General features: G+C 60.9%; 26 protein-coding genes and 1 pseudogene. 24 read left to right on the plus strand and 3 right to left on the minus strand.

The genetic code is table 11. The annotated features are described in order from the left end of the window. Positions 1–33 precede the first annotated feature (33 nt). Positions 34–285, plus strand: coding sequence for a DUF2231 domain-containing protein (locus D2V07_RS18910; RefSeq protein ID WP_233548438.1), 252 nt, complete (start codon positions 34–36; stop codon positions 283–285). Between the two features lie 181 nt (positions 286–466). Further along, positions 467–1,313 (plus strand): annotated as a pseudogene (locus D2V07_RS19235) (PQQ-dependent sugar dehydrogenase); the annotation flags it as partial. A 135-nt stretch (positions 1,314–1,448) separates the two neighbouring features. Here D2V07_RS19235 and D2V07_RS14770 read toward each other — a convergent pair. Then, complete coding sequence (locus tag D2V07_RS14770; protein WP_119587716.1) at positions 1,449–2,468, minus strand: SDR family oxidoreductase; 1,020 nt, start codon at positions 2,466–2,468, stop codon at positions 1,449–1,451. A 627-nt stretch (positions 2,469–3,095) separates the two neighbouring features. Here D2V07_RS14770 and parS point away from each other — a divergent pair. The 3 genes from parS to D2V07_RS14785 all read left to right on the plus strand — a co-directional run bounded on the left by parS (position 3,096) and on the right by D2V07_RS14785 (position 5,035). Then, positions 3,096–3,572 carry a type II RES/Xre toxin-antitoxin system antitoxin gene (gene parS, locus D2V07_RS14775; RefSeq protein WP_063612609.1) on the plus strand — a complete coding sequence of 159 codons (477 nt, stop codon included), beginning with the start codon at positions 3,096–3,098 and terminating at the stop codon, positions 3,570–3,572. Next, positions 3,569–4,066 carry an RES family NAD+ phosphorylase gene (locus D2V07_RS14780; RefSeq protein WP_119587717.1) on the plus strand — a complete coding sequence of 166 codons (498 nt, stop codon included), beginning with the start codon at positions 3,569–3,571 and terminating at the stop codon, positions 4,064–4,066. Before parS ends, D2V07_RS14780 begins: the two co-directional genes overlap by 4 nt. 93 nt (positions 4,067–4,159) lie before the next feature. Next, complete coding sequence (locus tag D2V07_RS14785) at positions 4,160–5,035, plus strand: lytic transglycosylase domain-containing protein (protein WP_158586853.1); 876 nt, start codon at positions 4,160–4,162, stop codon at positions 5,033–5,035. Here D2V07_RS14785 and D2V07_RS14790 read toward each other — a convergent pair. Both D2V07_RS14790 and D2V07_RS14795 read right to left on the minus strand, forming a co-directional pair. Then, entirely contained in the window at positions 5,015–5,290 is a 276-nt protein-coding gene (locus D2V07_RS14790) for a hypothetical protein (RefSeq protein ID WP_063612611.1), read from the minus strand. The genes D2V07_RS14785 and D2V07_RS14790 overlap by 21 nt on opposite strands. 278 nt (positions 5,291–5,568) lie before the next feature. Then, the gene (locus tag D2V07_RS14795; RefSeq protein WP_063612612.1) at positions 5,569–5,979 is read right to left on the minus strand and encodes a hypothetical protein; all 411 of its coding nucleotides are present in this window, start codon (positions 5,977–5,979) and stop codon (positions 5,569–5,571) included. Positions 5,980–6,186: 207 nt separating this feature from the next. Between D2V07_RS14795 and D2V07_RS18420 the strand changes: the two genes are divergently transcribed. The 19 genes from D2V07_RS18420 to traF all read left to right on the plus strand — a co-directional run bounded on the left by D2V07_RS18420 (position 6,187) and on the right by traF (position 21,277). After that, positions 6,187–6,477 carry a hypothetical protein gene (locus D2V07_RS18420; protein WP_147367019.1) on the plus strand — a complete coding sequence of 97 codons (291 nt, stop codon included), beginning with the start codon at positions 6,187–6,189 and terminating at the stop codon, positions 6,475–6,477. 357 nt (positions 6,478–6,834) lie between these two features. Continuing rightward, positions 6,835–7,152 (plus strand): hypothetical protein, encoded by a 318-nt coding sequence (locus tag D2V07_RS14805; protein ID WP_063612614.1) that lies wholly within the window; start codon positions 6,835–6,837, stop codon positions 7,150–7,152. An 86-nt stretch (positions 7,153–7,238) separates the two neighbouring features. Beyond that, the gene (traL, locus tag D2V07_RS14810) at positions 7,239–7,523 is read left to right on the plus strand and encodes a type IV conjugative transfer system protein TraL (RefSeq protein WP_063612615.1); all 285 of its coding nucleotides are present in this window, start codon (positions 7,239–7,241) and stop codon (positions 7,521–7,523) included. A gap of 1 nt (position 7,524) precedes the next feature. Beyond that, the gene (locus tag D2V07_RS14815; RefSeq protein WP_119587720.1) at positions 7,525–8,088 is read left to right on the plus strand and encodes a type IV conjugative transfer system protein TraE; all 564 of its coding nucleotides are present in this window, start codon (positions 7,525–7,527) and stop codon (positions 8,086–8,088) included. Next, complete coding sequence (locus D2V07_RS14820; RefSeq protein ID WP_063612617.1) at positions 8,085–8,882, plus strand: type-F conjugative transfer system secretin TraK; 798 nt, start codon at positions 8,085–8,087, stop codon at positions 8,880–8,882. The genes D2V07_RS14815 and D2V07_RS14820 overlap by 4 nt, the downstream gene beginning before the upstream one ends. 5 nt (positions 8,883–8,887) lie before the next feature. Beyond that, entirely contained in the window at positions 8,888–10,177 is a 1,290-nt protein-coding gene (locus D2V07_RS14825) for a TrbI/VirB10 family protein (RefSeq protein ID WP_082863935.1), read from the plus strand. A 9-nt stretch (positions 10,178–10,186) separates the two neighbouring features. Continuing rightward, positions 10,187–11,065 (plus strand): DsbC family protein, encoded by an 879-nt coding sequence (locus D2V07_RS14830; protein ID WP_233548442.1) that lies wholly within the window; start codon positions 10,187–10,189, stop codon positions 11,063–11,065. Continuing rightward, entirely contained in the window at positions 11,062–11,715 is a 654-nt protein-coding gene (locus D2V07_RS14835; protein ID WP_063612618.1) for a hypothetical protein, read from the plus strand. The genes D2V07_RS14830 and D2V07_RS14835 overlap by 4 nt, the downstream gene beginning before the upstream one ends. A gap of 6 nt (positions 11,716–11,721) precedes the next feature. After that, entirely contained in the window at positions 11,722–14,277 is a 2,556-nt protein-coding gene (gene traC / locus D2V07_RS14840) for a type IV secretion system protein TraC (protein WP_407641604.1), read from the plus strand. A gap of 56 nt (positions 14,278–14,333) precedes the next feature. Then, positions 14,334–14,618, plus strand: coding sequence for a hypothetical protein (locus D2V07_RS14845; protein ID WP_147367021.1), 285 nt, complete (start codon positions 14,334–14,336; stop codon positions 14,616–14,618). Then, a complete protein-coding gene (locus tag D2V07_RS14850) occupies positions 14,611–15,162 on the plus strand; it encodes a TrbI F-type domain-containing protein (protein WP_119587722.1) in 552 nt (183 codons plus the stop codon). The genes D2V07_RS14845 and D2V07_RS14850 overlap by 8 nt, the downstream gene beginning before the upstream one ends. Further along, a complete protein-coding gene (locus D2V07_RS14855) occupies positions 15,149–15,670 on the plus strand; it encodes a S26 family signal peptidase (protein WP_229735711.1) in 522 nt (173 codons plus the stop codon). The genes D2V07_RS14850 and D2V07_RS14855 overlap by 14 nt, the downstream gene beginning before the upstream one ends. After that, a complete protein-coding gene (gene traW / locus D2V07_RS14860; RefSeq protein WP_233548443.1) occupies positions 15,667–16,323 on the plus strand; it encodes a type-F conjugative transfer system protein TraW in 657 nt (218 codons plus the stop codon). The genes D2V07_RS14855 and traW overlap by 4 nt, the downstream gene beginning before the upstream one ends. Next, positions 16,320–16,592, plus strand: coding sequence for a hypothetical protein (locus D2V07_RS14865; RefSeq protein ID WP_147367023.1), 273 nt, complete (start codon positions 16,320–16,322; stop codon positions 16,590–16,592). The genes traW and D2V07_RS14865 overlap by 4 nt, the downstream gene beginning before the upstream one ends. Next, a complete protein-coding gene (traU, locus tag D2V07_RS14870) occupies positions 16,582–17,607 on the plus strand; it encodes a conjugal transfer pilus assembly protein TraU (protein WP_119587725.1) in 1,026 nt (341 codons plus the stop codon). Before D2V07_RS14865 ends, traU begins: the two co-directional genes overlap by 11 nt. Positions 17,608–17,621: 14 nt before the next feature. Beyond that, positions 17,622–18,359 (plus strand): type-F conjugative transfer system pilin assembly protein TrbC, encoded by a 738-nt coding sequence (gene trbC / locus D2V07_RS14875; protein WP_233548444.1) that lies wholly within the window; start codon positions 17,622–17,624, stop codon positions 18,357–18,359. Continuing rightward, positions 18,356–20,095: a conjugal transfer protein TraN gene (locus tag D2V07_RS14880; RefSeq protein ID WP_119587727.1), complete on the plus strand. Its 1,740-nt coding sequence runs from the start codon at positions 18,356–18,358 to the stop codon at positions 20,093–20,095. The genes trbC and D2V07_RS14880 overlap by 4 nt, the downstream gene beginning before the upstream one ends. Next, positions 20,082–20,474: a hypothetical protein gene (locus D2V07_RS14885; protein ID WP_158586855.1), complete on the plus strand. Its 393-nt coding sequence runs from the start codon at positions 20,082–20,084 to the stop codon at positions 20,472–20,474. Before D2V07_RS14880 ends, D2V07_RS14885 begins: the two co-directional genes overlap by 14 nt. After that, positions 20,465–21,277 carry a conjugal transfer protein TraF gene (traF, locus tag D2V07_RS14890; protein WP_119587729.1) on the plus strand — a complete coding sequence of 271 codons (813 nt, stop codon included), beginning with the start codon at positions 20,465–20,467 and terminating at the stop codon, positions 21,275–21,277. Before D2V07_RS14885 ends, traF begins: the two co-directional genes overlap by 10 nt. Positions 21,278–21,279 lie beyond the last annotated feature (2 nt).

Here is a 21,279-nt window from a genome sequence, read left to right on the forward strand (position 1 = left end):
ATTGAGCCGCGGAAGGCAACAGGAGACTTATCGTTGGATCGAACCATCACCTATTCGCGGCCACTTGCGAACCCTCTCCACGCGATCCTGCTGGCATTTCCGCTAGCGCTTTATCCTTCGGCCCTTTTGAGCGACATCGCCTATTACAATACCGCTGAAATCCAGTGGTCGAACTTTTCATCCTGGGTTCTGGTCGGGGCCAATTTCTTCGCGGGCCTGGTGCTGGTATGGGCGCTATTTCGCCTGTTTTTCGGTCACGCTCAATCGAAAGTGCGTCGTTTATAGTACCTTGGGGTAGTCGCGGCGATGTTCGCGGCCGGTTTGGTGAACTCCTTCCAGCACACGCGCGGGACGGCTGGCATTCGGTTGGCACACTCGGCCTCGTACTTTCCGCGGTTTGCACATTGCTGGCTCTTGTCGCCGCCTTTCTCGCACATGGTAACGCGCATTCCGTGGAGAGACACGCATGATCCGCTTTGCCGCTGTCGCCCTTCCGCTCGCGATACTGGTGTCTGCCTGCCAGGACAGCAGCGATCCCTCACTCGAACAGACGGGCGCGAGGCCCGAACTGCCGGCGCAAAACGATGCGCTGGTCCCCGCGATGGACATTCCAACGTCCGAAAATTGGGGCGATGAACTGCCGACCGTGCCGGAAGGCTCACGGTTACCGCAATAGCCAGCGACCTGAAGATTCCGAGACAAATTGTGGTCTTGCCCAATGGTGACATACTGGTGGCGGAAGGATCGGGCGGTAACGCACCAGCGCTGCGTCCGAAGGACATTATTGCTGGATTGATCAAGAAGCAGGGCAAAAGTCCGGTCGAAGGCGGTGATCGCATCACCCTGCTGCGCGACAGCGACGGGGACGGTCAGACAGACTTGCAAACCACTTTCATTGATGGACTAGATGCGCCTTACGGGCTCGCGCTGGTAGATGCACGTTATACGTGGCCAACCAGGATTATCTGGTCAGTTTCGAATACACACAAGGCGCTACCAGCATAGCTGGTAGCGGGACCGAACTGACCAGGCTGCCGGCCAGAATCAACCATCACTGGACCAAGGCGATGACGGCCAGCGCCGACGGATCCAAGCTCTATGTGGGTGTCGGTTCCAACAGCAATGTCGGCGAGCGCGGCATGGACGTCGAAGAAAACCGGGCAGTTATCTGCGAAGTCGATCGCGAAAGCGGGGCCAGCCGCATCTATGCCTCGGGCATTCGCAACCCCACTGCACTGGCTATCAACCCCTGGACCGAACAGCTCTGGAGCGTAGTCAACGAACGCGACGAACTCGGTCCGCAGCTCGTGCCAGGGCTGCCAGAAACGCAGGCTTTCCCCAGATCAACCCCTGCGGCGGCGAATCTGCCAAGCGAACCCTCCGGCGATCGCGTTGGATTGGCAGATCCGGGCGACTACTTTGTTTTTACACTGGCTTGCTTCACAGACTCAGGCTCTCGAACTGCTCCCTCTTAGGGCCCAAATTCCTGCTACACCTATTGCCGCTAGCGTCCCCACAGTTGCCCAGCCGTGGCGACCGGCAGCGGTAGCGATGCTAAATTGCCTGCCCTGCTGGCGACCCTCTACATTGCCATCATTGCCTTGCGGTGCATAAAGATTACCCTCTTGTTCGGCGATCGCCTTATCTTTGTCGATCAGTTTGTCGGCCATTGTGGCGGCAATCCTGTCGAACAAATGAGGAAGAGCGACCGAGCCGAATATCTGCAACTTGCCGGCACCCCCCACGACCACGTTGCGGCGCGAATGCTGGGCCGCGTCGAGTATGGCCCGCGCCACCGTTTCAGGGGCGTAGATAGGCTTCGGCAATCGGGCCTGGTAGCCGGTGGTGTTGCGGGCATGCTGGGGAAACGGTGTGCCGATGGCGCTGGGCTGGATCAATGTAACGGAAACCGGCTCATCATGCATCTGAAGTTCGATCCGAAACGAGTCGGTAAATCCCTTCACAGCATGTTTTGAGGCGTTGTAGGAAGCCAGAATCGGACCAGGCAGATCCGAATTGATCGAACCGATATTGATCAGCGCGCCTCCGCCCGATTTACTCTTTAAATGACGCGCGGCGATCATCGAACCATAGACGACGCCCCAGTAGTTGGTTTCGAAGACCTTGCGGTGATCTTCTATCTCCAGATCCAGAACCTCAGCGTAGACGCCGATCCCGGCATTGTTTACCCAGCAGTCGAAACCGCCAAAGCGATCAATCGTCTGGTCGGCAAGATTCTGGACGTCAACTTCCTTCCCAGCGTCGGTGACGACATAGTCTGCCGTCCCGCCACTCGCCCGAATCTCCGCACAAACCTGCTTCAGAGCGTCTTCGTCGCGCGCGGCGAGCATGACCCTGGCTCCCTGAGATGCAGCCATCTGCGCGGCGCAGAGGCCGTGCCCTGATGTTGCTCCGGTGATCACGATAACTTGCTCGTCAAGCGGCTTCAATTTTAACTGATTTGCCATGGTCGCCCTTTCCAAATCCGGGTGGGGGAGTCGAAAGTCCTACGGACGGCGCGAGGGTAAGGTTCCAAATTGGCCTGCCGATCGTCCCTGACAAAAATTACGTCGGCACATCGTCAAAAAGCATGAGACCTCTTTCGGCTTAGACAATGTTAGCAAAGTACCGGAATCTTGGCGCAGTATACGGCGGCTTTCAGGTTTCTCTCTCACGGCCCTAAATGTTCGCGAAGAAGGCGCAAAGCCGAAGTGTGACTGATCCATCGCGAATGGCCGCTATTGGGTCGTCTGTGGAATGACGGCTTTCTGTCTGTATCACGCGATAAGCGGACGGACCGCATCCGGCCCATTTTGAGCCACCACTTATATACCGAGAGCGACTGGCTTACGGTCGGTGTGCTCTCAGCGAGTAGGGTGAAGGAGCGGACTTTAAGCACACCGTACGCAGCGGTGGAAGTCAGCTTTATGAAACGAAAAGCCTGACGCCAGCTATTCTGCACCCGGCCGTGTGAGGCACTGATCGAGACTGAAACCCTGCCAAATCGCCTGCACGCATCAGTCTCTTGGGGCTCACAGTGAATTGACAAGATCGCTCTCGATGCCATATGTCGCTCTACAAACGACAGGTGACATATGGCGACAGTGATTGAACGAGAGGATGATGCGATCGTTACCCGAGCGGGCCGCCGGCTTGGGGGCAAATCAACCTTCAAGCGGCCGCTCCGCAATCGTCTCGACGCGCACGAGGTGATCGAAAAGGGTTTCCCCGGCGGAGCACTGATCTTTTTGTCCGAGAACGTTGCCTTGTTGCAGCAGCCCGGCGCTTTCGAGAAGGCGATGGGTATCAGTCTTCGTACCCTGCAGCGCCGAAAAAGGGAGGATTCGCCAAAGCGATTGAGCCTTGAACAAAGCGGACGGGCGTGGAAATTCGCTGAGCTGCTCGAGGAAGCAATCGAGGTGTTCGGAAATCAAGAGGACGCGGAGGCATTCTTCAACCGCCCAGCCTTGGGGCTGAATCAGCGTCTGCCGATCGATCTTCTCAGCACGCCGGCAGGCACGGAGCTAGTCGAAACCCACCTTGAACGACTGAAATATGGCGTATACGCGTGACGCCGCTGCCGGGAGGGCTGGGGTCTGAGGACATCCACGCTTGGCGTCTCGACCACGACGATTTCAGAGCGACATGGAATAGTGGCGAAGGCGCTTATCGCGTCGGAGGCCGGTGGAATGCTCCAGGCAAGAGAGTGGTTTACTGCGCGATAGATCCGTCTACCGCTATTCTTGAGGTTGCGGTCCATAAGACCTTCCGCGTGCTTGATACCGTTCCACACGTATTGACTGCGTTGCGCGTTAAGGATCCCTCGACGGTAAAGATCGTGCAACCGGGCGACGTACCCAATCCCAACTGGCTGTCACCTGGGATACCGAGTGCAGGACAGCAGACGTTCGGCAACGCACTACTCGAGAACCATGCATTCTTGCTGATACCGAGCGCCGTGTCGTCAAAAAGCTGGAACTTGATGTTCGATCCCGTGAAAGCAGCCGGTGCCTATGAACTGGTCGAGCAGGAACGCTTCGCGCTCGATACGCGGCTTCACCCGTGATATGAGAGCGGATCGATTGCGGAGCATTGCCTATCAGTCTGGGCGCATCTAGAAGAGCGAAGCGATAGAAAAACCATGCCGAAAGGTATGGTTATGAAAAATCTACTGGTTGCAATCCTCTTCCTGTCTGTCCCGGCATCCGCGCAGCAAGCGCAATTGCAAACATTCTCGCCAGAACGCTCGTCCGCGTTTGTAATGCTCATACCGGGTGTTCCATCGGCGGCTTCGCCTTTCAACGATTCCCAGGCTCTGCCATCACGAGCTTCGGCACTCGAGGCCGACTTCGCGAACCTCAACGCGACTATGGAGCCCGGGGCCGAGCCGTCACTCGACCTTGTTCCGACAGCGACCTTCGTGCCGGATTGGATGAGGGGAGGGCGCCCGAAATTCGACTATAGCGTCTATCGCCGCAGAGCATACTTTCCTGATCCGGATTGCCTCACGACAGGGTACTTTCCTCGTCAGGGCATCAGCGCGGATGCCCAAACGCGCCGGCGCCTCTACTTCCATAATATTCTTACAGCAGCCTGCGAAGCCGGAGTTCCCGTAACGCTTTTCGACGCATTGGTTGCGCAAGAGAGCCGCTATCGTCCCCACGCGCGAAGTCATGCAGGCGCGATGGGACTCACGCAACTCATGCCGGGGACCGCGCGCTATCTGAATGTCCGCAACCCGTGGGACGTGCGCGAGAATCTAACTGGCGGCGCGCGCTATCTGCGCGAGCAGCTCGATCGGTTTGGTTCGTGGGAACTTGCGCTGGCGGCTTATAACGCCGGTCCGGGCCGCATTGAGCAGTACGACGGGATCCCGCCTTTCCGGGAGACCCGCAATTATGTGCGAACGATCATGTCGACGCTCGATGGCGGCGCGGCTCCCGAAGTGCGGTCTCCGCCGTTACTCGCTGCCAACCCGTTCAGGAGGACAAAGCTGGTTTCCTTCGCTCGGCCGTCAAAGATCCCAGAAAACTGAGAACCCCACGCTCCAGGCGTAATACAAAGCTACCGCGACGATGACCGGTGCGCCTTTGAGATAGTTGATCTGCCAGCGAAGCCAGATCTTTGGCAGAAGCAGCGTCTTGTCGAGACGGGTGGCGAGGGCGGGACGCCACCTTCCGGCGCGCCAATCGTGTGCGGTTACCAGAACAGCGAGGACAGCGCACATCAGCGCCATGATACCGACGGCAATGTAGAGCGACGTCCAGGCGATGAGAGCTTCTTGCTTCATGATTCCTGGCTACCAGCGTGCCTCTTGCATATGGTGACCGAGCCCGAAGCTGTCCGATCCAGCTCACCGAACATCGCCTCGTTCCGTCCGAACCGCGTATGCTTGAAATTGACATCGCCGCTTTTCGCTTGATTGACGACGAGGGCTTTCATTTAGACCTCCGCTGCTTTCCGTATTTCATTCTGCGCCAGATCCCTGTTCGGCAATGAGAGCGCTATGTTGCGACATGTGGGGCGCCGGATGGCCAGCAGAGACCACCCAGGTAGTCCGAGCAACGCTCAACCGTAGGCGAAATCGAAGTCTCCACCGTTGCGTCGGTCTTCGAGCTTGCGGTGGTATTTTGCGATTGCGGAAGACGTGTTTTTTGCAATTCCGTTGCAGAGTTCGTCGCGAATGGTCTCGAAGGTGCCTTCGCAGGCAGCGAGCTCGCTTGGCAGATGGGTGGCCATAGCGATCGCAACGAGAGCCGAGGTCTCGCAGCACGGATCTTCATAGGAAGCTGGGTCCGAGAAACACTGAACTGTGATCGCAGCGCGGATCGGATCGATTTCGAGTCGTGCAGACACGGCATGGAACTCAGCGATCGGGAGCGATCCTTCGGCAATGCGTTCGAAGAAGCGGTTGCGATGGCTACGCCGGATGACCCCTTCGTTGACCAGCTTCCGCACGCTCACGCCGCGCTTCTGCATCTGATCTCTGATGAGGACCGAATATTCCTCCTGAAGCTGAGTGCAACTTTTAATCTCAGCTCGCTGTGACCCCTCGGACATAGTTCCTCCGATGCCCCGCCCTATGCATACGCATACCTTGGAAGAGGGTAGCGATGTTTGGCAAGTCAAACTTTATCGTTGAGAAATTACGAGCGCGCAAAAAACAACCGCCTCCCGGACACCGCAATGGCCGCCGAGACGCTCACTCAAATCAGTCTTTATCTCGTCCAATCTGGCATTGAGTGGGCGCGAAAGGCGAAGATAGATCCGCACTCGGCCGTCCAGCGGGAGCTGTCCCGCGAAAAGCTTGAGCTGTTCCTTGGTAGGTTTCGGGCGGGAGTTGATGACCTCAATAATCACGTCTTTCAGGCGCTGAAACTTCAACCTTTCAACCGTGAGGATTCGGATCGCGTCCGCGATTATCGCGAAGGGCTGCTCGCCCATCAGCAACTCATGCACAACCTCGCTGTCGTCTGACATAGAAGCTCCTCGCCCCCTCAAATCTTTGTGCGGGCGCGCCCTGTCAGCGGCTCGAAAGGTCAGAGAATCAGATTTTGTGTTTAGATGGGGGAGGTGGCTCTGCATACAGGCCAGCTGGCTCTGTATTCGGTCCATCGTGGGCCCGATTTCTTGCCAGGTAGGCACACTGGCGTAGCCAAGTGGCTTCGTTTTTGCACCCGGTAGGGACGAATTTCGATGCCGAGCGGCCATGCAAACGGTGATTCGAAGTCGGGTAAAGCTAAAGATACCCACGCAATAGTTGAGAAATGGTTCCCGATCTCCCCTTCTGGTCTTGGCGCATTGCGCCATTCGTCAAACCAGAAGGGAAAGACAATGAAAGCACTCGACCTCAAGAAGGGCGGCGCGAACCTTGCCGTCGCTTTGGCTGCAGCGGCCGGGATGAGCGTATTCGGAATCGATGCCGCGATGGCCGGTACCGACTCCACGTTCGATACCGCGCTGACGCAGTTCACCAACTTCCTCGAAGGCTCGGGCGGTAAGATCATCACCGTGCTGTCGCTTGCCGGCGGCATCGTGGCGCTTGCCTCCGGTCGCTTTTCGCTTGGCCAGGTCGCGATCCCGGTTGGTGTGGGGGTCGGTGCCGGCACGGGCGTGCCGATCGTCACCTCGACGATTACCGGCACGGTCTGATTTTTCGATCGGACTCTCACCACGGGATGCGGCCTGCTGATTGCCTCGCGAGACGCAGCCGCCCCCCAAATTGGCGGTGACGACCTTTGGACCAGTATTCAATCCCAAGACACCTCGACGATCCCGAGTTGATCGGGTTCTGGACGCTTGATGAATTCCTCATAATGTTGATTCCATTCGGATGGGGAATTCTTGCGCAGCACATCGTTATCGGACTTCTCTTCAGTGTCGCTGCATGGTTTTTCTATCGCAAAATAAAAGCCGGGCGTTCGATGTATTGGGTTGTGCATTTTGCCTATTGGCATCTGCCGGGTGGGTTCTTTGGTCTGAAGGTCGCTCCGCCTTCTCATCTTCGTGTGATGGCGGGCTGAAATGGAACTTTCTCTTGCTCACGAGGCGTCGCAACGGACGCTGAAACAGCGCAATCTCCTCGCGCTCATCTGCATCGTTCTCGGCATCCTTGTGGTTGTGATGTTCACGGCCGCCTCGACGCGCGATCGGGAGGTCGTCCTGCAGCCGATCCTCCCGAGCGAAATGACGCTTAGCTCCTCGTCGGTCACGCCCGAGTATCTCGAGGCGGTAACACGCGACACCGCGCAGCTTGCGCTCAATCGCTCGCCTGAAACCCTCCAGTACTGGCTCGACGGGATCGTCGCCATCGCCGCGCCGGAGTCGCGCGGCGCGCTTAAAGCCAAGCTGATGGAGATCATGGCCGAGCAGGAAGGCTCTCAGGTCACGCAGTTCGTCACCATCGACTGGATCAGGACCGACCCCGACGAACTCACGAGCCAGGTCGGCGGCGTGCTCCATACGATCGTCGGTTCGCGCGACGTCCGCCGCGAACACAAGGTCTTCGAGTTCCACTGGAAATATACCGGCGTCTCGCTCCGTCTGAAGGGCTTCGGCGTCGTCGTGAAAGAAGGAGAGGAAGAATGAACCCGGTCATTTCCTCGCTCATGATCGTCTCCGGCGGGCTGTTGGCCTCGCGTCTCGACTGCTACCTTACGCGCTTGAGCGGCGCGGCGCTCATCGCAGGCGCGTTCGTCATCTCGGCTGCGCCCGCACTCGCGCAGGAACACATTCTCGCCGTCGACAACGGCGAGGTACGTTGTCAGGCGTCGAAATCAGACCTTACCCGGATCGCGCTCAAGGACGATCAGTTCGTCGCCGTGTCGCGCGTCCAGAGCGGTATCGAGGCCGAGGACTTCTCGATTGTCCACGAACCCACGCGCGGCGACATCTATCTGTCGGTGCCGGGAGGCTACACCAAGCCGAACATTTCCTTCTTCGGCACGACGCAGAAGGGATACGTCTACAAGTTCGACTGTCAGGTGTCGGGTGACGGCGCGTTGCAGGTCTTCGTGGCCAACGCGGATATCGAGCATCCGCAGCCGCAGGCCGAAACGCTGCAAGCTGCTTCGCTCGACGATCGTGCGGTGGGCCTCGTTCGGGCGATGTTCGAACAGCGTCCCGTGACGGGCTTCGAGATCAGCGACGCCGCTCGCGCGCCGGTGAACGTCGGCGACATCAAGGTCCAGCTGGTCAGCGAATATCGCAGCCCGACCATGACGGGCAAGGTTCTTCGGATCGAGAACACCGGAGCCGCTCCCATGACGCTGCAGGAAGAGCTCATCGCCGGCGACGGTGCGATCGCCGTTAGCATTTCAAACCGCGACCTCGCGAGTGGACAGGCGACTGCCGTCTATGTCGTCGTTCCCACAGGAAGGTAACTGAGATGGATCTCCTGAAGCGCAAACCCAAGGATCTGGATGCCGCCGGATATGACGAGCACGATGAGCTCGACGAGAGGGGTTCGATCGCGGAGAACGACCAGACCCAGAAGCGTCAGAAGATGCTGATGTACGGGCTGGTGGGCGTCATCGCGATCGCGGGTTCGATGTACGTCCTCGATACCGACGATACCATCGAACAGGCGATGGACGACGGTACCGAGACCACGGTCTCGACCGACGCCCTCATGAACCGCCAGCGTGTCGACCAGGAATGGGTCGCCATGTACGAGGGCGAGATCAACTCCCAGGGGCAGCGGCTGAAGGGCGTCGAGGCGCAGGCCGGCCAGATGATGGAGCTTCAGTCGCAGGTCGAGAGTCTGCGCAACGAGAACGCCGCGATGGCTCGCGATGGCCAGCGTGTTCTGGAAGCATATGAGCGCGAGAACGAGCAGCTACGCCAGCAGGCGAGCCGCGGGAACGCCCGCCCGAGTGCTCCGGGTCCGGTCGCCGCTGCACAGGCTTTGGGGGTCGCCCCCTCCTCATCGCCTGTCGCGGCGCCGCCGCAGCCGCCGCGGCGCGCCAACGATGTGCAGATGGTTTCTTTCACGGCGAATGGTGGCACGGGTTCGCGGATCGACGCTTCCAAGTCGCCCGCCATCTACACAGACTCTCCGAACTACTTGCCTCCCAACTCGATCGCGAAGGCGACGGTGGTCGTGGGGGTCGACGCCACCACCAACACACGCAGCCAGAGCGATCCGCTCCCGGTGCTTCTCCGCATCACCGGACCAGCGCGCTCGGTCTACAGCGAGGGCCGCCTTCTCGCCACTCGCGTACAGGGCTGCATGGTGAACGGCGCGGCTTACGGCGACCTTTCCTCGGAGAAGGTCTACGTAAAGCTCCAGCGCATGACCTGCGCGCAGCCTGGCGGCCGCTTCGCGGTGTCGGAGGTGAAGGGCTTCATCGCCTTCGGCGGCAAGGTCGGCGTTCGCGGCCGGGTGGTCAGCCGCGAAGGGTCTCTGACGACTCAGGCCTTCCTCGCTGGTCTCGTCAGCAGCGCCGGCACCGCCCTCAACGGCTCGTTCAACGCGCCCATCATCTCGGGGGGTCGCGAAGACCCGGATGCAAGTGAGGTCGGACTGCGCGCTCTTGGCGGCGGTGCCGAACAGGCCGGCACGACCCTCTCCGAATATCTCATCGAGCGCGCGGAGCAATATCAGCCCGTCGTCGAGATGCCCACCGGCGCAAGTGTCGAGGTCGTGTTCCTCGACGGCACCTTCATCAGGAACTGAGAGGCAATCATGCTGAAGAATTTGACCCTCAAGCGGCTCATGCACGGCGATCATAAAGCCGGTCTCGTCCGGACTGTTCAAGCAGTCGGGATCCTTGGCGCGGGAGGCGTTCTTGCCCTTGGAGCCCAGGCTCTCGCGCAGAGTTCCTCGGACGCTGCGGTGCAACAGGCTCTCGCCGAACGCCTGCCCAAGACCGAGATCACCGCGATCGACTGCGAGAAGATCGAGGGCGTATGCGAGGTGCAGGCTCGGCAGAACCTCTTCTACATCGATCACGGCGCTCGCTATCTCATTATCGGCCGCGTCTACGACATGGAGACCAAGCAGGATCTGACGGCGGCGCGGCTGCTCGAGATGAACCCCGACATGCTGATTGGGGGAGGCGGCGGAGAATCGGCAACGGCCAGCGCCGACATGCAAGCGCCCGCCGCAGGCGATGCCACGGGCGGCTCGATCGACGATCAGATCGACCCTCGCGCGCTGGCTGCGTTGCCGCAGAACGGCGCGGTCGTGATGGGCCGGGGGACAAAGACGGTCACCGTCTTCAGCGACTTCCGCTGTGGCTATTGCAAGCGGCTTCATGAGACCCTCGAGACGCTCAACGTGAAGGTCGTCGAGCGCCCAATCTCGGTGCTCGGCACACGCCCGATTTCCGAAGCCGTGATCTGCTCTCCCGACAAGCGCCGGGCCGTGAATCAGGCGTATGATGGCGGGTCGATCACCGCCGGATCGGAATGCGACACGTCGGGGCTCGATGCCAACGAAGCTTTCGCGCGCCAGCATGGCTTCAATGGAACCCCCGTAATCGTCCGCGAGGATGGTGCCGTCGTTCACGGCTACCGCCCCCGCGAATTCCTCGAAAGCTGGATCCAAGGGAGTGCATCGTGAACAGCAAAGCCATTCTCACCATCGCCGCGCTTGGCGGCGCGCTCTCGGCCTGCACCACACTGGGCACCAATGTGAGCGGCAGTTTCCGGTGCGATGCTCCCGACGGTGTGTGCGCCCCCTCCACCGTGATCGACGACAACGCGATATCGCGGATCGAGGAAACGAGCTCCACCGATCTGCTCAATCCCGCCGGTCCCTACCAGATGGATGACGGGATCGATGCTCCGGTCCACAGCACCGTTCTCGCGTCCGCTCCCATGACGGCGACCAGTGCCCCGAGCTATGAGCTTGCCGTTGTCTTTCCGGGCTACACCGATGCGACGGGCATGATCCACGCACGGCGGACCGTCAGGACCGAGGCCGTCTTGCCCGGTCGCGGTGATGCGATGGACGCGATGGCGATGCGCGGGCGCAATCCCACGCGCAACCAGGGGCTGCTTGCCGCTGCGGAGAGTGCCCCGCCGTTCCTCGCGATCACCCCCGATATCCTCCCGCCCGCGGCTGATCCTACGGCAAAGCCGCAGGAAGTCGCCGTCGCGACAGGGACCGATCCCATCGCGGCGATCGAGGCGCAGGTATCCGAACGCCTTGCAGGCCAGCAGGCGAAGCCGCGGCGGCAGGCCGCATCGTTTCCCGGCGTGGTGGAGTGAAGCGCGATGATGAGAGCATTCAGCAACATCGTGGACTTGGTGGTCGGCGACAGCCGGAAACCCGAGCAGAAGTCGAACCCGCCGCAGGTGCCGATGCTGTCGCATTACCTTGGCTATCGCTCCTACGACGAAGACAAGCGGGTCTTCCACCAGGTCCGCTCGAAAGGCTTCATCCTCGAGCTTGCGCCGCTGGTCGGGGCCAATGATCGCGTCAACGACATCATAAGTTCGCTGTTCTCGGATATCCTCCTGCCCGGGACCAAATTCAGCGTAACCAATTATTCCTCTCCGCGCGTCGCGGAGAAGCTGCAGGACTGGGCGCTACCGCGCTTCAGCGCCTCGGGCGTCTTCCAGACCCTTGCCCGACATCGTCTCGACAAGCTCCGCAACGGCGCGTGGTCGACTCTCGCGAGCGACGGCCCCTTCTTCGTCCGCAATTACCGTGTCGTCATGTCGGTCGGCGTCAGTCAGGGCTCCGGGCTGACGACCGATGATCTGGTGACGATGCGCGACGGAACCATTTCGGCGCTGGAATCGATCGACGTTCCAATCAAGCAATTCGAGCCCACCGATCTGATCCGCTTTTTCGACGAGATCCTGGCTCCATCGACCGGAGCTGGAGACGAGGTTCCGGGGTACAACCGGTTCGACCCAATCAACGAACAATGCGTCCGCCGCGATCTCGTCACCCATGTCGAGAAAGATCGTCTTATCCTTCATGCGCAGTCGCTCCGCCCAACGGGTGCCTCTGTCGAGGGCGTGCCGGAGATGAAGGATTTCGTTCCCGAGCGCTTCGACATCCGGACGATGGCGGTACGCAATTTCCCCGATCGCTGGGCTCCGTGGGACACGCAGAAGATCATCGGCGATATCTTCAATCCCAAGCTGAACTTGCCGTGCCCGGTCCTCCAGACCGTGTGCGGGGTCATCCCCGGGCAGGAGTCTTCGGAAAGCAAGGCGGGATACAAGTTCGCGCGCACGAGCTCGCTGGCGGAGGGAAAGGGCGTCAAGCTCGTCCCGAAGCTTCGCACAGAGGCCGCCGAATGGCAGTTCATCCAAGACCGTGTGAAGCAGGGCGAAAAGCTGGTCTCATGCTATTATGCGGTTTCGATCCTCGCGCCCAAGGGACGTGGCGAGCCCTGCGAGCGAACGCTCAAGGCGCTCTACAAGGCGAGCGGGTGGGACCTGATCGACGAGACCCATATCCAGCTGCCCGCCTTCATGGCCCATTTCCCGCTCATGCTCGCGGACGGGCTCGATTCCGATTACAAGCGCATGAAGCGGCTGCGCACCATGCGCTCCACGAACGTCGCGGCCATCGCACCGATCCAGGGTGAATATGTAGGCGGCAACATTCCGCATCTGCTGTTCATCGGGCGCCGGGGGCAACCGCAATTCTGGTCGCCGTTCCAGAACGGTGCCGGCAACCACAACGTGGCAATCGCCGGCAAGTCGGGCTCGGGGAAATCGGTCCTCCTTCAGGATCTGACGGCGAGCTTCGCCGGCGTCGGCGCGAAGACGATCGTGATCGATGACGGTCGCAGTTTCGAGCACATGGCGAAGGCGCTCGGCGGCACCTTTACCGAATTCAAGCTCTCTTCGGGCATTTCGATCAACCCCTTCCGGATGATCGACCAAGAGCTGGCCCAGGGCGACGACGACTATCTGGTCGACTGCCTCGCCATGTTGAAGTCGATCATTTCGCAGATGGCGCGGAACGAGACCCGACTGAACGACACCGAGCGCGGGCTCATCGACCAGGCCGTCAACGCCGTCTGGGAAGCAGAGGGTCGCGATGGAACGGTGGACCACATCATCGAGGCGCTCAAGCAGCCCGAACATCCCTTCGCCTACGATCTTGCGACCTCGCTGCTGCCGTTCGCCTCGACCGGGACATTCGGTCGCTTCTTCCTCGGCGATGCCAATCTGGACCTGTCAGCCGACCTCACCGTCTTCGAGCTTTCCGATCTGGCGACGCGCGAGGAGTTGCGCGGCGTGGTGCTGACATCCGTGATGTTCATCGCTTCGCAGGTGATGCGCCGGATGGACCGCTCGATCCCTAAGCCGCTTATCATCGATGAGGCCTGGCAGATGCTGAAGGGCGGGGCGATGGCAGACTTCGTCGAGACTTATTCGCGCACCTGCCGCAAATATGGCGGTTCGCTCATCACGGCGACGCAATCGATCCACGATTACTACAAGTCGGAGGGGTCGCGCGCCGCGCTCGAGAACTCCGACTGGTTCCTCATCCTTCAGCAGAAGGGCGAGACGATCTCCGACTTTCGCAATTCGGATCGCTTCGAGATGGACAACATGACCGAGGCGCTCTTGCGGTCCTTGAAGCGCAACGGCGTGGACTACTCGGACGTGTTCATCCGGGGGCCCGACACCGAGAGCATCGGGCGGCTCGTCCTCGATCGGTATTCGGCAACGCTCTATTCCTCGAGCCCCGACGTCTTCGCCGACATCGAGGATTACGTCCACCTTGGCTTCCCGATGCACGATGCGATCGAGGCAGTAGCCTTTCCCGAAAGCCATCATATGCTGGAGGCCGCGGAATGAACGCGTTTGCACACGCCGGATCCCCGCACACCCGGATCGCACGCGGCCAAGACGCAATGGCCGTTGCGCTCCGCCTGATCGGGTGGTTCGCCACGACGGGCCTCGCGACCCTTGGCGTCGCGACCTTGTTCTTCGTCCTCCTCGGCAGCTTCACCCTTTCTGGGACGATGCTTCAGCTGGACAATTTGACCGCGCGCTTCCTCGCGGCCGACGCGGCTCGACAGGCGCAATTCCAAACGATCGTATTCACGGTCCTCGGCGGCACCTGGGTTCTCATCGCTTTCTTTCGCCGCGCGAGCCTTCGCTCCGTTTTCGAAGTCGCTGGAGGTGACAATGACTGATCTGTTCGAGAATGCCGATCGTGCGGCGACCGCCGAAGTTCGCAGGCCCAAGACAGTGGCTGCCAAACGCGCTTTCGCGGGTCTTTCACCCCGGGAGATCGCGCTGCTCGCTGCCGCCGCCGCCATCTTCATCTGGGGAGCCTGGGTCACCAAGAACCTCGTCTCTGAAGATGGGGGACGCCAAGAGTTCGTGCAGCTTCAGCTGCAAGGCATCATCGGCGAATATCTGCAGGCCCAGGCGCGATCGAGTTCCGACGAACAGACCGCCGCCCAGGAAACGGCCGTTTTCATGGCTACACTCGATCGGACCGTCGCCGGCCTGTCGAAGAGCGGGAAGGTCGTTCTCGTGCACGAGGCTGTGATCGGCGGCGAGGTTCCGGATGTCACCCAGAGCGTAAAGGCGGCTGTCTACGCGAAGGTGCCGCGCCCGCAAATCGCCCAGGCTTCGATCGACATGCAACAAACGCAAGACGCGCGTGTCGAGCAGGAAATGCAGGCGTTCATGGCCGCGAACGGGGGAGGGCAGGGCGGTGTTCAACAATAGAGCCAAGCGGCTGTCGACCAAGGGCAAGCTACTCGCGATCGCCGCGCTTTTCGGCGTCGGAACGGCGGTGACGTCCCTGCAGCAATGGAGCGAGACCCATGCCTTCATGATTAACGCAACGGATTCGCTGCCGAACTGGGCGTTCCTTGTCGAAAGTGGCCGCTTTCCCGACCGCGGGGATTACGTGATATTCCACCCGGGCCATGATCCGGTCACCCAGAAGTATTTCGGCGAAGAGCCTGGCGCCTTCGCCAAGATCGCCTTCGGTCTGCCCGGCGATTTCGTGACCCGCGAAGGCCGTGACGTGCTGGTCAATGGCGAGCGCATCGCATCGATCAAGCCGCTCACCAAACGGGGCGATCCCCTGACCGAAGGTCCTCTCGGCGTCGTTCCGGAAGGCTGCGTGTTCGCGGCCACTCACCACAAGGATGGCTTCGACAGCCGCTATTCGCACATCGGCTTCGTGTGCCGCGACCGCCTCGTTGGAACGGGAGTGGCGATCCTGTGAGGTATCGTCTCGTCATCCTCTCATGCGCCGCCGTCACCGCGGCTGCGACGGCGCCGTCGATGCCGACTGCGCAGGCGCAGGCGCAGGATCATGGCCAGATGGGTCAGACCTGGCCCGTCATCGAGCCCGACCTCCTGTCCGTCATCAAGGCGCGTCTCGATCATGCGCAGGCGACCGGCAAGCTCGACAAGATGAACCAGCAGTTCGCCGCGAAAGTGAAGGATCGCGTCATGCGTCCGGTTCCCGTTCCGGGAATGGCGCGTGCCGAAGAGACGCGTTCGTGGGAATTCGATCCCGCGATCGTGGTCGAGAACGACATTCGCGACCACCAGGGCAATCTGATCGCGGCGCGTGGTCAGCAGGTTAATCCGCTCGCGACTTCGGGGCTCTCCAAGAAGCTCGTCTTCGTGGACGGCGACGATCCCGCCGAGGTTGAATGGGCGCTCGGACACGAACCCGATGAACGCGCGAAGATCATCTTCGTCGACGGTTCGCCCTTCGAATCCATGAGGACCCACCAACGCCGGTTCTACTTCGACCAGGAGGGCAAGCTCTCCAGTCATTTCGGCATCACCCGCACGCCCGCGCTCGTCGAGGCGAAGGGCGATCTCCTGCTGATTACCGAACAAGCTATCCCCCGGGGGCCATCGTGACGTCCTGGCACGACATGATCCCGGTTCCGCTGGCCGCTCCGGAAACCAAGGAGCTGCGGGCTGCGCGCTTCCGCGTCATCGCAGCCGGCCTGGTTCTCGCTGCCGCACTTCTGTTCCTTGGCGAGCTTCGCCAGCTGATCGGGTCCGCCGCTCTCCCGAGCCTGGCCGCGGCCTCTACCTTCTTGGCCGTTCAGGGCTGGGCATGGGCCAGGCTGAAGAACGCCGCGGACGATGCGTGGCTCTTCAGGGAGACCGACGATGTTGCGTAGGTGGCTTGCCGCGATTGGGGCGCTGGCCGCCCTTGCTTTCGTTGCGCCGGCGTCCGCCCAAGGGCTCCCTTCCGGCCCGGGGCGTTGTTCCGGATCGTTCGTCAATCCGATCACGGATGTGTGCTGGGGCTGCATGTTTCCCCTTTCGCTCGGATCGCTCAAGATCTGGCCGTCCTCGCGCGCCGATACCAAGAATCCGGATCTGCCGATCTGCGCGTGCGGAACGCCCGTGCCGCGCGTCGGTCTTGCGATGGGATTCTGGGAACCCGTGCGCCTTGTCGATGTCTCGACAAAACCGTGGTGCTTTCCAAATCTCGGAGGCATCAAGCTCGACCCGGGCTTCCCGATCGGTAACGGCTATGCGTCGAACTCTTCGCAAATCGGAGGAAAATCGCAGAACACCGCCAAATATCACGTTCATTATTACATCTATCCGCTCCTCTATTGGCTGGAGGTCGTAACCGACTTCCTGTGCCTTGAGGCGAGCTCCTTCGACATTGCCTATATGAGCGAGATCGATCCGCTCTGGCAGGACGACGAGCTGACGACGCTGCTCAATCCAGAAGCGGCGCTCTTCACCTCGCCGATCGCGCAGGCCGCGTGTTCGGCCGACTGCATCGCCTCGACCGCCAAGCTGCCTATCGATGAGCTGTTCTGGTGTTCGGGTTGCCAGGGTCCGATGTATCCGATGAATGGCAATATCGGAGCCAATGTCGGCATTAAGCAGTCGGCGCGGCTCGCGGCCGAGAGAATGATTTACAAGATGCATCGTCAGGGCCTCGCCTGGGGGACCAGCGGCTCGAAGGCCCTTTGCTCGAAGTACATCATGCCAATCCTCAAGAAGAGCCAGTATCGGCTTCAGCAGGTCAATCCGACGCCGATGGTCAGCGGACGCGAAAGCTGCTCGCCGATCGGGGCGACAACCATCCTGCCCAGATCTGGGCAGGTTTACCCGGTCAAGGGAGAGGACGTCGGCTTCCTCCTTTGGCGCAAGCGCAATTGCTGCGTGCTGTAGGACGGAGGACCGCCGTGAACCGCAGAATTGCCATGTCGCTCGCCGGATTCAGCCTCATCGGCTGCGTAACCGCAGTCTTCGCCCAGAGCACCGACGGGTTCAATCCGCAGGCCATCGAAGCGCGCGCGGGCGAATTCCAGCAGGATGCCCAGGCACTCTTCGACTACGTGACCTCCAATGGCGAGGAACATCAGGAAGAGGCGCAGACGATCGTCAACGAGGGTTACGCTTCGATCGAAGGTCTCGATGTGTCCGATATTGCGGGCGGTGACGGGCCTTTCGACTTCGACGAAATGGTCGTCGGCGCGAAAGCGGGCATGGCCAATCCCGAAGGTGCTCCACTGTTCATCGCATTCGCGAGCCTTTCGATGCCCGAGGAATCTCTCGCGAAGATGATCGAGGACACGACGAAGGCTGGTGGCGTCGTCGTGTTCCGTGGCTTCTCGGCCGGAAACCCGCAGGCGTTCATCACCGGCATCCGCAATGTTGTGGACCAGGCTGGCGCGAGCAACGTCGCGATCGATCCGCGGCTGTTCCGGTCGTTTCGGGTCGACCGGGTACCGACCTACGTCGCGCTTTCGAGCGATTTCGAACCCTGCGACCAGCTCGACTGCGTGACCACGCCGCCTCCGCACAACCGGGTCGCCGGCAACGTCAGCGTTGGCTACGTGCTAGAGACCTTCTCGAACGCCAACGGCCCCGGCGCGCCGGTCTCGCGGGTTGCGCTCGCCAATTACAGGTCTGAGCGGTGAACATCCGCGGCCTCGTTCTTGCTTGTGCCGTTCTCGTTGCGACGGGTCAGCTCGCCCATGCCCAGATGACTTCGGCCGATGCGCGCGCAGAGGGCGAGGCGATCGGGGAGGGCGTCCGCGATGCCACGAACGGGTCCATCCTCGCCGATGGTGCGCAAGCGAACGTCCCGACATACGGAGGGACCGATTTGCCATCGCTCGATTATGCTGACGATGCGATCGGCCTGACGACGGCCGGCGAAGCGCAGCGCTATCAGCAGGACTATCGCGTCGTCGTAGATCCATACCGCAAGGTCGTCGATCCTGCGGCGATCGATCTCTCCGCGGCATCCGCCATCGAAAGCGATCCCGACACCTATCTCGGTCCCGGCGCTAGCCCGGGTGGATCGAGCGGTTCATGCAATCCACTGCCTCCCGGGGGCGGTGGATCGACCACCTATCTCGAGAGTTGCAACCAGGGTTCGCAGCCTTTTGACGAAGCGCGGACGTGCAGGGCTCTTCTGACAATTCAGACACAGGGGTCCCGGTATTGGGAGTACACCTGCGATGAGGGGTTCGACAGGGATGTCAATCTAGGCGCGCGGCAATGCGCCGCCATTCAAGGCCAGCTCGATGTCGGCGGTTGTCAGGAGATCAACCGGGTCCGGATAGGCCAAGGGTGCCTCCAGTGGTACGACAATGGACGCACTCGCTACTGCTCCGAACCCGGCGACCCAATTTACCGTCTGACCTATTCTTGCCCCGCGCAAACTGCGGTCTCCGGCGGCATTGAGCGGAACACGATTTCGATTGTCAGCGAGTCCGTCGACGAAACACAATGCGAAGCCACGATCGGTGGAGCGACGTGCTCGCTCCAAAGCGAGACCTGCACGGCTCCCAACGAGACGCGCGTCATGAATGGCTTGCCCGTAACCCGCCCGTGCTGGGAGTGGAGCCGCACGTATCAGTGCCAGGGTTTGCTTCCGGCGAACGACTGTGCTGCGCTCGAGGCACGTCCGGAATGCTCGCTCAGCCATGACGAATGTCTGAGCTACGACGCCAATGGCATCACCTGCAACGTCTATGATCGCTGGTTCCAGTGCACGACACCGGACACGGGCGCGTCTCCGCCGCCTGCCTACGTTTGCGCGGGCGACCTCTACTGCATCGACGGCGAGTGCACGAGTGTCACGCGCGAGGCTTCGACCGAGTTCAAGGACGCGATGGTCGCCATGAACGTCCTAGGCGAACTCAGGGACGAGTTCGATCCGAACCAGCTCAAGATCTTCAGCGGCGAGAACCTCAAATGCACGAAGAAGGTGTTCGGGCTGTCCAATTGCTGCAGCGGGAAGGGCGTTCCCCTTCTCACGCCGTGGCTCTGCAACAGCCAGGATCGGGACGTCGATAAGAGGGATGACGCCGGGCTCTGCCATTATGTCGGCACCTACTGCTCGGACAAGATCCTCGGCGTCTGCGTGACGCGCAAGCAATCTTACTGCTGCTACGGGAGCAAGCTGGTCCGCATCCTCAACGAGCAAGGCAAGGCCCAGCTCGGGATGCGATGGGGCGAGGCCAAGGAGCCCGACTGCGAGGGTTTCCTCATTGCCCAGTTCCAGCAGCTCGACCTCAGCCGGATGGATTTCCGCGAGGTTTACGCTGAGTTCGTCGATGCGGCCAAGCTGCCCGACGAGATCGAAATGTCGATCCAGATCCAGACCAAGATCGAAGACTACTACACTCTGAATGGAGGGACTTGAAGTGTCGGGCGGCGAAGTCACTACGTTTCAAAAAGGGGACCGATTCCCAGTTGCCGAGGTGCTCGATCTGGCGATCAGTGTCGCGATCGGGCGCCATCTCGCTGCCAGCGAGGATGAGATGTTCTCGCGCATCCAGGACTGGTTCCTGTGTCCAGCATCGAGGGCGGAGCTTGTGGCCGCGATCGGCCGACTGCTCGAACGCGGTTGGATCTCCCGGGCGGGCGATAGCGCCTTCGATTTCTGCCTCACCGACGCCGGCCTCGACGGCGCGACGACCCTGTCCGGCGGAATGATCCGGATGATCGACCGTGGTCGGGGTCACCTCAAGACCGCCTTCCTCCTGCAGATGCTCGACCTCGACGAAGGGAAATGCTCGTGAACAAGCCCGCTTTGCTCAGTCTTGCGGCCGTTATCGCCGCGGCTACCGCTCCCGGTTTGGCGCAGACGGCGGACCCGGCGTCCCAGCGCGATGCCTTCTACTGCGACGAGCGCAAGCTCGGATCGTGGTTCTACTGCAATTCCGAGAAGGTGAAGCGCGAGTCGAGGGAGAGGGAGCAACAGCCCGCCCAAACCGTACCCGCCGTGGAGCGAATGGCGGCGATCACCAAGCAGCTCGACGAACTCAAGGCGCTCGCGATCCTCGAACCCACCTCCGAGAACATCGTCAACTACATCCGCTTCCAGCGTGAGCAGCTCGATCGTGCGTCGACCTTCGCCGATACGTGGAGCAGGTCGATCTGGCAGAACCCCGAGCTCGACTACACACTCGAACGGCCAGTGGGCACCTTGGCCAAGCAGACCTGGCTCACGGACCGCCGCGACCAGCGCGAGGGATCGATGCAGGCGCTCACGCAGCGCTACGGCGTCTTCTACTTCTACTCTTCGAGCTGCTCGGCGTGCCGGACGTTCTCGCCGGTCATGCGCGCGTTGTCCGAAAATTACGGCCTCGAAGTGCTGGCGGTGTCAATGGACGGCGGTCCGAATGAGCTCTTCCCGAACTACGTGATCGACAGCGGACAGTACCAGCGAATGGGTCTCCAGGGAGGCACCGTGCCGGCGATCGTTCTGTTCGACACGCAAACCAAGCAGCCGATCCCGATCGGCTACGGCGTCATGGCGGCCGACGAAGTCATGCAGCGCATCTTCTACCTCACGCAGATCGAGCCAGGGAGCGATTACTGATG

It is taken from the genome of Aurantiacibacter zhengii (assembly GCF_003584125.1).
In the GTDB taxonomy this organism is placed as follows: Bacteria; Pseudomonadota; Alphaproteobacteria; order Sphingomonadales; family Sphingomonadaceae; genus Alteraurantiacibacter; species Alteraurantiacibacter zhengii.

What these genes read in the sequence shown, in the direction of transcription:
- D2V07_RS14850 (WP_119587722.1), top strand. Translation starts at nt 14,611, where the DNA reads ATGACTGATCTGTTCGAGAATGCCGATCGTGCGGCGACCGCCGAAGTT.
- D2V07_RS14805 (WP_063612614.1), top strand. Translation starts at nt 6,835, where the DNA reads ATGAAAGCACTCGACCTCAAGAAGGGCGGCGCGAACCTTGCCGTCGCT.
- D2V07_RS14820 (WP_063612617.1), top strand. Translation starts at nt 8,085, where the DNA reads ATGAACCCGGTCATTTCCTCGCTCATGATCGTCTCCGGCGGGCTGTTG.
- D2V07_RS14815 (WP_119587720.1), top strand. Translation starts at nt 7,525, where the DNA reads ATGGAACTTTCTCTTGCTCACGAGGCGTCGCAACGGACGCTGAAACAG.
- D2V07_RS14785 (WP_158586853.1), top strand. Translation starts at nt 4,160, where the DNA reads ATGAAAAATCTACTGGTTGCAATCCTCTTCCTGTCTGTCCCGGCATCC.
- D2V07_RS14885 (WP_158586855.1), top strand. Translation starts at nt 20,082, where the DNA reads ATGGAGGGACTTGAAGTGTCGGGCGGCGAAGTCACTACGTTTCAAAAA.
- D2V07_RS18420 (WP_147367019.1), top strand. Translation starts at nt 6,187, where the DNA reads ATGGCCGCCGAGACGCTCACTCAAATCAGTCTTTATCTCGTCCAATCT.
- D2V07_RS14795 (WP_063612612.1), bottom strand. Translation starts at nt 5,979, where the DNA reads ATGCAGAAGCGCGGCGTGAGCGTGCGGAAGCTGGTCAACGAAGGGGTC.
- D2V07_RS14825 (WP_082863935.1), top strand. Translation starts at nt 8,888, where the DNA reads ATGGATCTCCTGAAGCGCAAACCCAAGGATCTGGATGCCGCCGGATAT.
- traU (WP_119587725.1), top strand. Translation starts at nt 16,582, where the DNA reads ATGTTGCGTAGGTGGCTTGCCGCGATTGGGGCGCTGGCCGCCCTTGCT.
- traF (WP_119587729.1), top strand. Translation starts at nt 20,465, where the DNA reads ATGCTCGTGAACAAGCCCGCTTTGCTCAGTCTTGCGGCCGTTATCGCC.
- D2V07_RS14830 (WP_233548442.1), top strand. Translation starts at nt 10,187, where the DNA reads ATGCTGAAGAATTTGACCCTCAAGCGGCTCATGCACGGCGATCATAAA.
- traC (WP_407641604.1), top strand. Translation starts at nt 11,722, where the DNA reads ATGATGAGAGCATTCAGCAACATCGTGGACTTGGTGGTCGGCGACAGC.
- D2V07_RS14790 (WP_063612611.1), bottom strand. Translation starts at nt 5,290, where the DNA reads ATGAAGCAAGAAGCTCTCATCGCCTGGACGTCGCTCTACATTGCCGTC.
- parS (WP_063612609.1), top strand. Translation starts at nt 3,096, where the DNA reads ATGGCGACAGTGATTGAACGAGAGGATGATGCGATCGTTACCCGAGCG.
- D2V07_RS14845 (WP_147367021.1), top strand. Translation starts at nt 14,334, where the DNA reads ATGGCCGTTGCGCTCCGCCTGATCGGGTGGTTCGCCACGACGGGCCTC.
- D2V07_RS14770 (WP_119587716.1), bottom strand. Translation starts at nt 2,468, where the DNA reads ATGGCAAATCAGTTAAAATTGAAGCCGCTTGACGAGCAAGTTATCGTG.